This window comes from Streptomyces sp. NPDC048671 (genome assembly GCF_055587045.1).
On the sequence record NZ_JBVJHB010000002.1, the window covers coordinates 348,635 to 360,548 of the forward strand.

Here is an 11,914-nt window from a genome sequence, read left to right on the forward strand (position 1 = left end):
GTGACGCGTTTCGTTCTCTTCGCCGCACCGATAGCCATCGCCGCCTCCATCCTCATCAACGGGGGTGGCGACGATGCCGAGCAGTCGGCCGGCTCCCCCGCGGCGGCGGACCCGGCCGACTCGTCCGTGGGCCCCGACCCGTACGCCGCCGCGAACGACGAGGAGCGCCGGCAGCTGGACGAGCGCGTCGCCGCGATGCCCGCCGGACTGGCCGCACCGGCGAAGCGCGAGCTGGCCTGGAAGCTGCTGGCCACCTCCGAGAGCTCGACGCTGGACTGGCGCGGCCAGTACGCGGCCATCGACGACAACGGCGACGGCACCGGCTACACGGCCGGGATCGTCGGTTTCTGTTCCGGAACGCACGACATGCTCGCGTTCGTCGAGGCGTTCTCCAAGGACCATCCGGACAGCCCGCTGACGCCGTACGTCCCGGCCCTGCGCAAGGTGGACGGCACCGGCTCGCACAAGGGCCTCGACCCCGGCTTCACGGCCGCGTGGAAGAAGTCGGCCGCGGACCCGGTGTTCCGCGCCGCGCAGGACCGCGTCAGGGACAAGCAGTACTTCGAGCCGGCCGTACGGCTGGCCAAACTGGACGGGCTCGGCACCCTGGGCCAGTTCATCTACTTCGACGCCATGGTGCTGCAGGGCCCCGGAACGGAGCCGGACGCCTTCTACGGAATCCGGAAGGCGGCGCTGGCCGAGGCCGACACGGTCGACGAGGGCGGGGACGAGAAGGTCTACCTGGACGCCTTCCTGGACGCCGCGCGTGCCGTGATGAAGTCGAAGAAGAACCAGCACGACACCTCGCGCATCGACACGACGCAGCGGGAGTTCCTCTACGACGGCAATCTGAGCCTGGAGCCGCCGCTGACCTGGAAGATGTACGGCGAGACGTTCCGCGTCGCGTCCTGAGCCGGGCGCACCCGGTCCGGGTGCCCGCCCCGGCTCCGTGCTCACACGGACAGCGTGCGATCAGGCCTGGTCGCGCCCGACTCTGCGCAGCCGGTCCCGCTCCTTCTCGGAGAGACCGCCCCACACGCCGAAGCGCTCGTCGTTGTCGAGGGCGTACTCCAGGCAGGCCAGACGTCCTTCGCAGGCGTTGCAGAGCTGCTTGGCCTCCCGGGTTGAGCTGCCGGGGGCGGGAAAGAAGAACTCGGGCCCCGCTTGCGCGCACAGCGCTGTCTCCTGCCAGGCAAGAGCGGGGTCGGTCGGGGTGTTGATCAGCATGACGCACACAGTGCCCGGCCGCGATAAACGACTGCTCAACGATTCATCAACCACCGGGCCGGGGCCTGCGCCGGGTCAGCCGGCGGGCGCCGGCGAGCTCTTGATCACGGCGAACGGCGCACCGTAGGGGTCGGTGACGTTGGCGAACCTGCCCACGCCCGCCATCTCCAGCGGTTCCAGTGTCAGCTTGCCGCCCAGCCGCTCGACCTCCGCCGCCGTGGCGTCGCAGTCGTCGACCTCGATGTACGGCAGCCAGTGCGGGCCCACGACCGCCCGTACCGGCACGGCGTCCAGCGGGACGAGTCCACCGAAGGAGGTCTCGTCGCCACCGCCCGCGGTCCGCACCATTGTGTACGATCCTCCGCCGCCCGGATAGGGCACCTGGCTGGTCTCCCAGCCGAGGACGGCACCGTAGAACGCCGCGGCGGCCGGAACATCCGGGGTGTACAGCTCCGCCCAGCACAGGCTGCCGGTGTCCCCCACGACTCCGAGTCCCGGCAGCCGCTTGGGCTGCCAGACGCCGAAGAACGCCCCGCCCCGGTCGGTGAATCCGCCCATCCGGCCGAACTCCAGCACGTCCATCGGCGCGAACGGCACCGTCCCGCCGGACTTCTCCACGAGCTGGGCGGTGGCGTCCGCGTCCGCCGACTGGAAGTACACCGACCACGACGGCTTCGCCTGCTCCTCGGTGACGGTCATCACGCCCCCGGCCGGCCTCCCGCCCAGCGTGAACATCCCGTAGCCACCGGTCTCGGGGCCTCCGGCCTCGTACTCCCAGCCCAGGAGAGCGGTGTAGAAGGCCGCGGCCCCGTCGATATCCGGGGTGCCGAGGTCCATCCAGTTGGGGGCTCCGTCAACAAAACGGGTGGTGAGCATGGTGCGCTCCTTCGGTGGTCCCGTTCTCGGACACATCGGGGCTTCTTTCCGATGTGTCCGAGTCTCGCACCGGGCACTGACAACCGCAGTCCGTCAGCCACCGTGCGGACCTCGGTGCCATACACCGTGGAAGGGAGGCGTTCAGCGTGTGACGCCCGGCGCGGGAAGCACGGTCCCGGCCAGTCCGGACCGGAGCGGGATGTGTCCGTCCTGGTGGAACGGCGGCCGCCCGCGCCCTGAGCCGCCGCCTCCGTCCGGGTTGTCAGCAGCGCATGGGACGATACGAGTCGCTCCGGCCGGCTGCCGGGCGGAGCGGTGGAGACCGCGGGGACAGAGGACGTACATGACTGAGGCCGGGGCCGCGGAGGGCGGGGCGACGACCGGGCGGGCGGCCCGTGAGCTGCTCGCACGGGCCGAGGGACTGCTGGGCGCCGCAAGCGGGGTGCTGGCCGATCACGGCCGCGCCGTCGATGCCGTACGTGCCGCCCTGGACCCGCTGCTCGACGCGCTCGTCCGCGACGAGCTGGCGGCCATCCCGGCGTCCCGGCTCAAGGACGTCACCGAGGGCCGGCTGCGCATCGGCGCGGTGGAGCAGGCCGGTCTCACGACCGTCGGGCAGGTGCACGGGGCGAACCGCTACGAGCTCCGCCAGATCCCCGGGGTCGGTGCGCAGACCGCCGACCAGGCACTCGCCGCGGCGGGCCAGATCGCCCACGCGGTACGGGACACGGTCACGGTGCGGATATCCGTGGAATCCCCGGACGACGCCACGACCGCCCTGGTCACCGCGTTGTACCGGCTGGTCGAGGCCGGACCGGACGTGCGGCGGGCCGTGGACGGCGCCCGGGGTCTGGCCGAGCGGCTGGATCCGCTGCTGGCCACGGCGGCGCCCGCGAGGGGGCGGCTGCGGATGCTCTTCACCCGGCGGCCGGACCGGGCGCGGGCACTGGCCGCTCTCGCCGCCGCCCAGGCGGTGTTGGCCGATGCGGCGGAGCGCGAACTCCCGCTGCTGTTCGGGCAGGTGTCGGTCGATCTGCTGCGCGATCCGGACTCCGCGGTCGCGGCCTGGGTCGACTTCGAGGTGCGCTCCGCCGAGTACTACAGCCTGCTCGCCGAGATGTCCGGCACCGGGCCCGACCGGGACGCGGCCGAGGGGTTCCTGCCGTCCGGGATCGCCGACCGGGTACGCGGGCTGCGACTGGACGACGCCCGGCTGCGGGTGTCGTTGCGCGGCTACCAGTCGTTCGGTGCCCGCTTCGCACTCGCGCAGAAGCGGGTGATCCTCGGCGACGAGATGGGGCTCGGCAAGACCATCCAGGCCATCGCCGCGCTGGCCCATCTCGCGGCACGGGGCGAGACGCACTTCCTGGTGGTCTGTCCGGCGAGCGTCCTGATCAACTGGACGCGGGAGGTCCGGGCCCGTTCCACGCTGCGCGCACTGCCCGTGCACGGTCCGGAGCGGCAGGGCGCGTTCGCGGAGTGGCGCGAGGCCGGCGGGGTCGCCCTCACCACGTTCGACGCCCTGCACACGCTGCCCCTCGCGGACGACTGCGGCATACGGCCCGGCATGCTCGTGGTGGACGAGGCCCACTACGTCAAGAATCCCGCCACCCGCCGCTCCCGGGCGGTGTCCGGCTGGTCGCGGCGGACCGAGCGCGTGCTGTTCCTGACCGGTACGCCGATGGAGAACCGGGTGGAGGAGTTCCGCAGCCTCGTCCGCCAGCTCCAGCCCGAACTGGCCCCGTTGATCAGCACCAGCCACGGCGCCGCCGGATCCCAGGCGTTCCGCCGGGCCGTCGCTCCCGCCTATCTGCGCCGCAACCAGAGAGACGTCCTCACCGAACTCCCGGCGCTGGTGCAGGTCGACGAGTGGGAGGAGTTCAGCGCGGCCGATCTGGTGGCCTATCGCGAGGCGGTGGGTGCCGGGCAGTTCATGCGGATGCGCCGGGCCGCGTACGCCTGTCCGGCCACCTCCGCCAAGCTGCACCGGCTGTGCGAGCTGGTCGCGGAGGCCGCGGGCAACGGCGTGAAGGTCGTGGTGTTCTCGTACTTCCGCGACGTGCTGGAAACGGTCCGACAGGCCCTGGGCGAGGGCGTGTTCGGCCCGCTGTCGGGGAGCCTGCCGGCCGCCCGGCGCCAGGAGCTGATCGACGGCTTCACGGCGGCGGACGGCCACGCGGTCCTGCTGAGCCAGATCCAGGCCGGCGGGATCGGGCTCAACATGCAGGCCGCCTCGGTCGTCATTCTCTGCGAGCCGCAGATCAAGCCGACGATGGAGCACCAGGCGGTGGCCCGCGCCCATCGGATGGGCCAGATACGCACCGTCCAGGTGCACAGGCTGCTCGCCGCGGACAGCGTCGACCAGCGCATGCTGGACATCCTGGCCCGCAAGGAGCGGCTGTTCGACGCGTACGCACGGCGCAGCGATGTCGCCGAGACGACGCCGGACGCCGTGGACGTGTCGGACGGGTCGCTGGCCCGCCGCATCGTCGAGGAGGAACAGCGACGCCTCGCCGCGGAGGCGAGGGCGAAGGCGGGCGCGAAGACGGAGGTGGAGGCCGGCGCGGACGCGGACGTGGACGCGGAAGCCGGGAGCCCGGTCCCGGGGGACGGCGCCTGACGACCGCCGCGATGACGGGCAAGGCGTCCCCCGCGGGATTCGGCCAGGGGATCGTTTTACTGCCATTCACCGGCAACCCGGTCACGGCACCGCTGAGCCCCGGCTAAACAAGAGGGGGCTCGGACCGGCGTCCGCCGCCCGCTGGGGAACAGGCCGTGTTCTGGTGGGAGGTCCGGCATTTGCTGATGATCAACGTGGCTGTGCTGCTCGCGCTCGCCGCCCTCCTCCGGCCGCGCCGACGTACAGGGGCCCGGCTCGCGAGCGGCGTTGCCCGGTCCGGCCGATGAGTCCCCGGGCGCGCAGAGGCCGGGCGACGAACAGGCGCCCGCCGGCGCGGCGCCGTACCCGCGGGCCCGGCAAGCGGCGGCAGCGCGCGGACGACCGGCTGATCGCTCGCCTCGTGGCCGTGGTCGTGGCCGTCGTCCTGGTGGTGGCCATGGTCGACTGGCTGCTGGCCCACTGGTGGGTGCTGCCGGCCCTCGGCGCGATCGCGGTGCTGACCGGCGGCGGCCTGCTCCGTCAGAAGCGGCGTGCCGCGCGGTGGGAAGCGGTCCGCGCACAGGGCCTGCGGTACGAGCTGCCCCGGCTGGACGCCCTGCACCACACCCGGTTCGAGGACGCGGTACGGGACCTGATGCGCCGTGACGGCTGCCGGGACGCGCTCCGTGTCGGTGGCGGCGGGGACCTGGGCGCCGACGTGAAGGCCACCGACCCCTACGGACGCCGCTGGGTGATCCAGTGCAAGCACCGGCGCAACGGCCCGGCCGGCTCGGCGGTGGGAACACCGGACCTCCAGGTCCTCAACGGCACCGCCCGTCAGGTGCACGGCGCCGACATCGCGGTGATCGTGACGAACGGCAGGGTCACCGCCCCGGCCGTGCTCTTCGCCGAACAGCAGCGGCTGCACGTCGTCGACCGGCAGACCCTCGCCGTGTGGGCGTCCGGTTCTCGTCCCCTGTGGGAGCTGCTCCGGGCCGTCCCGCCGCCACGCAGGCCGACCGCCCTGTCCTGAGCGGTTCGCGGCCCGGTCAGGAGCGACGGGGCGCGGCCCCCGTCACCCGTCACCCGTCACCCGTCACCCGTCAGTGACCGTCGTGCGACGCGGCTCTGTCCGATGTCCTGGCGTCGGACGTCTTGGCATCAGGAGTCTTCGCGTCCGACGTCTTGGCATCCGGGGTCTTGGCATCCGGGGTCTTCGCGTCCGGCGTCTTCGTGCCGTGCGATGACATGGAGTGCGCGTCGTGCCCCGGTACCGTCCCGTCGGGCTTGGCCACCAGCAGCATTCCCGCCATGCCCATGTCGGAGTGGCTCTGCACATGGCAGTGGTACATCCACGCGCCCGCGCCCACGTGTTCACCCGCGATGACCTGGAAGCCGAAGGAGTCCGCCGGTCCGACGATCTTCGTGTCGATGACCCGGGTCGGGTCGTCGGGGCCGGTGAGCAGGCCCGTGCGGTTGTCCGCCCAGCGGTGACCGTGGACATGGAAGGTGTGGTAGTACTCGCCGTGCGTGATCATGACGACTTCGAGCCGGTCCCCCACCGTGGTCTCGAAGTCGGGGCTCTTGTCGGCGGGCTTGTTGTTGATCAGCATGTCGTTGAAGACGATCGTGATCGTCTTGTCCGGCAGGATGTCGCCCTTGCGGCGGACGATCACCGGCCCGTACAGCCCCTTGCGAATGCCGCCCGTGCCGTGGTCGGTGCCGACGACGTGGTCGTGGTAGTGCCAGTAACCCGCGCTGCCCGCCTGCCAGGTGCCGTCCTTCCTCCGGCCCGGGGCGTGGGTGCGCCAGGTGTAGGTGCGGGTGTCGCCCGGTTCGACGATGCTCTTGTTCATCCGCGTGCCGTCGCTCGCGATGTCGTAGTCGACGCCGTGCGCGTGGAGACTGGCCGCCACGTCCATCGTGTTCTCGAACTCGATGTGCAGGGTGTCGCCCTCGTTGATCTCGATGAGCGGGCCGGGGATCGACGCCTTGCCCTTCTCGAACCCGTACCCCATCTGTCCGTCCGGCAGCTTCTCCGCGTACATCTTGAGATGGCGGACCACTCCGCCCGCCGGTGCCGTCCGGGGCGGGTTCTCGGCCGAGGTGGCCTCGATCGCACCAAGGGACAACGATGTCACGCCGGTTGCCGCCACCACCCCGCCGCCCATCAGAATCCGCCGGTTGAAGCTGCGTCGATCCATGTCGAACTCCCCACTTTCATACGGGTGTTGCGGAGAAAGCCAAGGCAACTGCGGTGCGCGGCGCAGAGGTACGCAGGTCATGGCAGCCGACGCCGTCGGGCACGGGTGGCCTCGGGGACGGGCCATACCGTAGCCCGAGGATCTTCGTTTATCCACACTAAGGACAAAGTTCGTGTGATTGCTGCCATAGCTATTGGCGAGTCGCGAAAAGAGGTCTAGCTTCATGCGCTGTTGCAGTGACCAAAGAGGGGTGGGTGACCACATGCAGCGCACACCACATCACAGGTCCAGATCGCGACGCGGACTTGCGGCGGCCGTAGCGGCCGGCGCACTGACCGCATCCCTGCTCGGCGGCAACGCCGCCAGTGCCAGGCCGTATCCCGGACCGCACGAGTCCATGGCGACAACGTTGTCCCTTCCGTCGCCGCCCGGCGGCGCGAACGTGAAGGTACTGGTGTTCCACGCCTCCGCGTCCGAGGAGTCCCCGACGGTCGACGCCGGGATCGCGGCGATCGAGAAGATCGGGCTCACCGGTCCGGAGGCGGGCCGCTTCAAGACCGTGGCCAGTGACGACCCGGCCGTCTTCACCAACGGCAAGAAGCTCGGCAAGTACAACGCCGTCGTCTTCCTGACGGGCGGCGGCGACGTCCTGGACCCGGAGCAGGAGGCCGGTCTGGAGGCGTACATGGAGGCCGGCGGCGGCTTCCTCGGCATCCATGACGCGGCGCGCACCGAGCCGTACTCGGACTGGTTCACCGGACTGGTCGGTGCCCGCCCGGCGGCCGGCAGCCCCACCTCCGTACAGCGTGCGACGGTGGAGATCGGTGACCGGCAGCACCCGGCCACCAAGAACCTCCCGCTGGAGTGGAAGCGTCCCGACAAGTGGCTGAACTGGAAGGAGAATCCGTCCGGCGACGTGCACACCGTGGCGCGTGTCCGGGAGATCACCTACAAGCCCGGGGCGAGCGCCAACGGCTGGGACCACCCGGTCTCCTGGTGCCGTGACTACGACGGCGGCCGGTCCTTCTACACCGCGATGGGCGGTACGGTCGACAGCTTCGCGGAGGCCGACTTCCGTGACCACCTGCGCGGCGCGCTCGACTGGACGACCCGGATCTCGCAGGCCGACTGCAAGGCGACGATCACCTCCAACTACAAGGCGGAGCGGGTCACCCAGCCGAACCAGCCCGGTCAGAACGACCAGATCGGGGAACCGCACGGGCTGGTGACCGCCCCCGACGGACGCGTGCTGTACATCGGCCGCGGCGGCGCCGACAGCAGCGTGCCGGTCGTCACCGACTGGGCCGACCCGGACGTCGGCAAGGGTCTGGGCCAGATCCACGTCTACGACCCCAAGACCAAGCAGGTCACCCTCGCGGGAGAGCTGACGGTCTTCGGCAACAAGGGCGGCGGCGACGAACTGGTCAAGGTCGAGGAGGGTCTGCTCGGGATCGAGCTCGACCCGGACTTCGAGAAGAACGGCTGGGTGTACCTGCACTACACACCGCACGACAAGATCGACCGCGACAAGCAGATGGCGGTCCGTCAGGTCTCCCGGTTCACCATGGACCTGGCCACGAACAAGCTGGACCTCTCCTCCGAGAAGGTGCTGCTGCACTGGCCGGTCCAGATCCACAGCTGCTGCCACGCGGGCGGCGGCCTGGCCTGGGACTCCAAGGGCAACCTGTACATCGCGGCCGGTGACAACAACTCCTCGCAGTTCAGCGACGGTTACTCGGGCAACAACCCGGAGCCGAACTACAAGGGCGTCTCGTTCTCCGATGCCCGGCGCACCGCGGGCAACACGAACAACCTCAACGGCAAGATCCTGCGGATCCACCCCGAGGACGACGGCACCTACACCCTGCCCGAGGGCAATCTCTTCACCGGCAAGGAGCCGGACGAGGGCGGCGGCAAGACCCGCGGCGAGATCTATGTGATGGGTGTGCGCAACCCGGCGAGGATCTCGATCGACAAGTCGACCGACACGCTGTACGCGGGCTGGGTCGGCCCCGACGCGGGCGAGCCGAGCACCACCTGGGGTCCGGCCAAGTACGACACGTTCGCCGCGATCACCAAGGCGGGCAACCACGGCTGGCCGTACTGCATGGGCAACAAGCAGCCCTACCGGGACCGCAATCTGCCCGACCCGAGCAAGCCGCTCGGCTGGTACGACTGCGACCACCCCAAGAACGAGTCGCCGAACAACGACGGTCTGGTGAACCTGCCGCCGATCACCTCCAACACCATCTGGTACTCGCCGCAGGGCGGCGGCGTGGACTACCCGCGCGACGAGAACGGCATCCCGAGCTACAAGGTGGAGGACCAGAAGGAACTCCTGCCCTGGCTCAAGGGCGGCGGCCAGGCCACGATGAACGGCCCGGTCTACCGGTACGACGCGGAGAACACCAGCGCCGAGAAGTGGCCCTCCTACTGGGACGGCAAGTGGTTCGTCGGTGACTTCTACGACGACACCCAGCCGCGGCACGCCGTGCTCACCGACCCGAAGACGGTCGGCAAGGGCGGACTGCCCACGCACGCCGAGTCCCTCAAGGAGATCATCCCGGTCGGCGCGGACGGCATCCGCAACCTGATGGACTGGAAGTTCGCCCCGGACGGTTCGCTGTACGTCCTGGACTATGGGCGCGGCTTCTTCACCTCCGACTCCAAGTCCGCGCTGTGGCGCGTGACGTACAAGGGCGGCGCACCGACCCCGGCCGTCAAGGATCTGGCCAGGAAGGCGGCAGTGCAGTGAGACACCGTTCGATCTTCTTCCGAAGGCGGTCGCGGCCCGCCCGGCTGTGGCTCGCTCTGCTGGGGTCGTTCCTGATGGTGCTGGGACTGACCTCGACGGCGGCCTACGGGCGTACGGCGACGCCGGTCGGCACGGCGGCCGACCAGGTGCTCACCTGGACGGCCGGCAACCCCATCGACCGCTATCTGTCCGCTCCGAAGACGGCGGTGGCCGGCAAGGCGACCATCGTCTTCGAGAACAGTGAGGGGACCGGGAACACCTCCGGTATGCCGCACACGCTGACGTTCAGCGTGTCGGACCCGGAGTTCAACAACGACGTCCCGCTGAACCTGCTGGCCAACCCGGGCGACGACGCGGGCGGCATGCAGACCGCGGAGGTCACGCTCACGCCCGGCCGGTACTTCTACCACTGCACCATGCCGGGGCACGAGGCGATGCAGGGCATCCTGACCGTGACCGACGGGGGCGCCGGTGAGGACACCACCGCACCCGAGACCTCGGCGAAGGTCGACGGCGACAAGAACGCCGACGGCGCCTACATCGGCCAGGCGACGGTCACCGTCGCCGCCACCGACGAGGGCTCGGGCGTCGACACCGTCGAGTACGCGGCGGGGGCCGACGGCGCCTGGCAGCCGTACACCGCGCCCGTCGTCGTGAACGAGGTCGGCGCGCACACCATCCGCTACCGCGCCACCGACAAGGCGGGCAACGCCGCCGCCGAGAAGACGGCGGAGTTCACCGTCGCCGCACCGCCGACCGACGACACCACGGCGCCGGAGACCTCGGCGACCGTCTCCGGTGAGAAGGACGACCAGGGGCGGTACCTGGGCATGGCGACGGTCACCGTGACCGCCTCCGACACCGGGTCCGGCGTCAACACCATCGAGTACGCGGTGGGTGCCGACGGTGCCTGGCAGCCGTACACCGGCCCCGTGATGGTGCACGAGCCGGGGGCGCAGACGGTCCGCTACCGCGCCACCGACAAGGCGGGCAACGCCGCCGCCGAGAAGACGGTGGAGTTCACCGTCGTCGAGCCGCCGACCCAGGACACCACGCCGCCGGAGACCTCCGCGAAGGTCGAGGGCGACAAGAACTCGGACGGCGCCTACCTCACCAGCGCCAAGGTGACGGTCACCGCGGCCGACGCCGACAGCGGGGTGGACAAGGTCGAGTACTCCCTCGACGGCGGCCCCTACCTCGCCTACTCCGCCACGGTCATCGTCGACCGCGTCGGCTACCACACCGTCGCCCACCGGGCCACGGACAAGGCGGGCAACACCTCCGAGGCGAAGCAGACGTCGTTCACCGTCGCGCAGAGCGGCGGCGTACCGGCGCCGAACTGCCCGGAGTTCGACGAACGGCTCACCGTCATCGTGGGCACCGTCGACACCGGGATCCCCAACCGCATCACCGGCAACCGCTGCACGATCAATGAGCTGATCGAGGACGAGAAGGACTGGTCGTCGCACGCGCTGTTCCTCAAGCACGTCGACAAGGTCCTCGACCAGCTGCTCACCGCCGGGGTGATCGACGCCCGCGAGCAGAAGAAGATCCACAAGGCCGCCAAGCAGTCGGGGATCGGCAAACCGGGCCAGGACGAGGGCTATCACAAGCTCTTCGACGGCACGGCCGCCTCCTTCGCCAAGTGGCAGCAGGTCGGGGGCGGGCAGTTCTCGCTCAACGAGGAGGACGGCTCGCTCAACAGCTCCACCACGGTGGACGGCATGGGCATGCTCTGGTTCCCGGGCCGGCAGTACGGGGACTTCTCGCTGAAGCTCCAGTGGCGGGACGACGCCCCCGGCACGGGCAACGCCAACGGCGGTGTCTTCGTGCGGTTCCCGAATGTCCACGACAACCCGGAGGAGTCGAATCCGGAGTGGGTCGCCATCAAGTACGGCCATGAGATCCAGATCAACGACCGGCCGGACGGCGACATGTACAAGACCGGTTCGGTCTACGGGTTCGACCGGGTGGGTCTCGGCGGCGCCGGGGTCACCCCCAAGGGCAGCTGGAACGACTACGAGATCCGGGTGGTGGACCAGCACTACTCGATCTACCGCAACGGTGTTCTGCTCAATGAGTTCGACAACAACGGCGGTCAGCTCTTCGAGCCGCCGCGGGACGACGACCCGGGCACCGACGGCCGGCGGTACGCCTCCGGCTACATCGGGCTCCAGGTCCACAGCACCTCGGACGTGATCTCCTACCGGGACATCCGGATCCAGGAGCTCTAGGCACAACGGCCAGGAGTGG

Annotated in this window: 8 protein-coding genes; 5 read left to right on the plus strand and 3 right to left on the minus strand. The window is 70.2% G+C overall.

All coding sequences use genetic code 11. From position 1 onward, the window contains the following. Positions 1-912 carry a chitosanase gene (locus tag ACZ6S6_RS05990; protein WP_362953129.1) on the plus strand — a complete coding sequence of 304 codons (912 nt, stop codon included), beginning with the start codon at positions 1-3 and terminating at the stop codon, positions 910-912. Between the two features lie 60 nt (positions 913-972). Here the strand turns inward: ACZ6S6_RS05990 and ACZ6S6_RS05995 are convergent, their stop codons facing one another. Together ACZ6S6_RS05995 and ACZ6S6_RS06000 are read right to left on the minus strand one after the other, a co-directional pair. Next, a complete protein-coding gene (locus ACZ6S6_RS05995; protein ID WP_362952584.1) occupies positions 973-1,227 on the minus strand; it encodes a WhiB family transcriptional regulator in 255 nt (84 codons plus the stop codon). Between the two features lie 75 nt (positions 1,228-1,302). Then, positions 1,303-2,103, minus strand: coding sequence for a VOC family protein (locus tag ACZ6S6_RS06000; protein WP_469704127.1), 801 nt, complete (start codon positions 2,101-2,103; stop codon positions 1,303-1,305). 343 nt (positions 2,104-2,446) lie between these two features. On the opposite strand from ACZ6S6_RS06000, the gene ACZ6S6_RS06005 reads away from it, so the two are divergent. After that, positions 2,447-4,723, plus strand: a complete 2,277-nt coding sequence (locus ACZ6S6_RS06005; protein WP_469704128.1) for a DEAD/DEAH box helicase — start codon at positions 2,447-2,449, stop codon at positions 4,721-4,723. 283 nt (positions 4,724-5,006) lie between these two features. Then, positions 5,007-5,735 (plus strand): restriction endonuclease, encoded by a 729-nt coding sequence (locus tag ACZ6S6_RS06010; protein WP_469704129.1) that lies wholly within the window; start codon positions 5,007-5,009, stop codon positions 5,733-5,735. A 70-nt stretch (positions 5,736-5,805) separates the two neighbouring features. Here the strand turns inward: ACZ6S6_RS06010 and ACZ6S6_RS06015 are convergent, their stop codons facing one another. Continuing rightward, entirely contained in the window at positions 5,806-6,906 is a 1,101-nt protein-coding gene (locus ACZ6S6_RS06015) for a multicopper oxidase domain-containing protein (RefSeq protein WP_469704130.1), read from the minus strand. Between the two features lie 262 nt (positions 6,907-7,168). On the opposite strand from ACZ6S6_RS06015, the gene ACZ6S6_RS06020 reads away from it, so the two are divergent. Together ACZ6S6_RS06020 and ACZ6S6_RS06025 are read left to right on the plus strand one after the other, a co-directional pair. Then, the gene (locus tag ACZ6S6_RS06020; protein ID WP_469704131.1) at positions 7,169-9,661 is read left to right on the plus strand and encodes a ThuA domain-containing protein; all 2,493 of its coding nucleotides are present in this window, start codon (positions 7,169-7,171) and stop codon (positions 9,659-9,661) included. Further along, positions 9,658-11,895: an OmpL47-type beta-barrel domain-containing protein gene (locus ACZ6S6_RS06025; RefSeq protein ID WP_469704132.1), complete on the plus strand. Its 2,238-nt coding sequence runs from the start codon at positions 9,658-9,660 to the stop codon at positions 11,893-11,895. Before ACZ6S6_RS06020 ends, ACZ6S6_RS06025 begins: the two co-directional genes overlap by 4 nt. Positions 11,896-11,914: the final 19 nt, after the last annotated feature.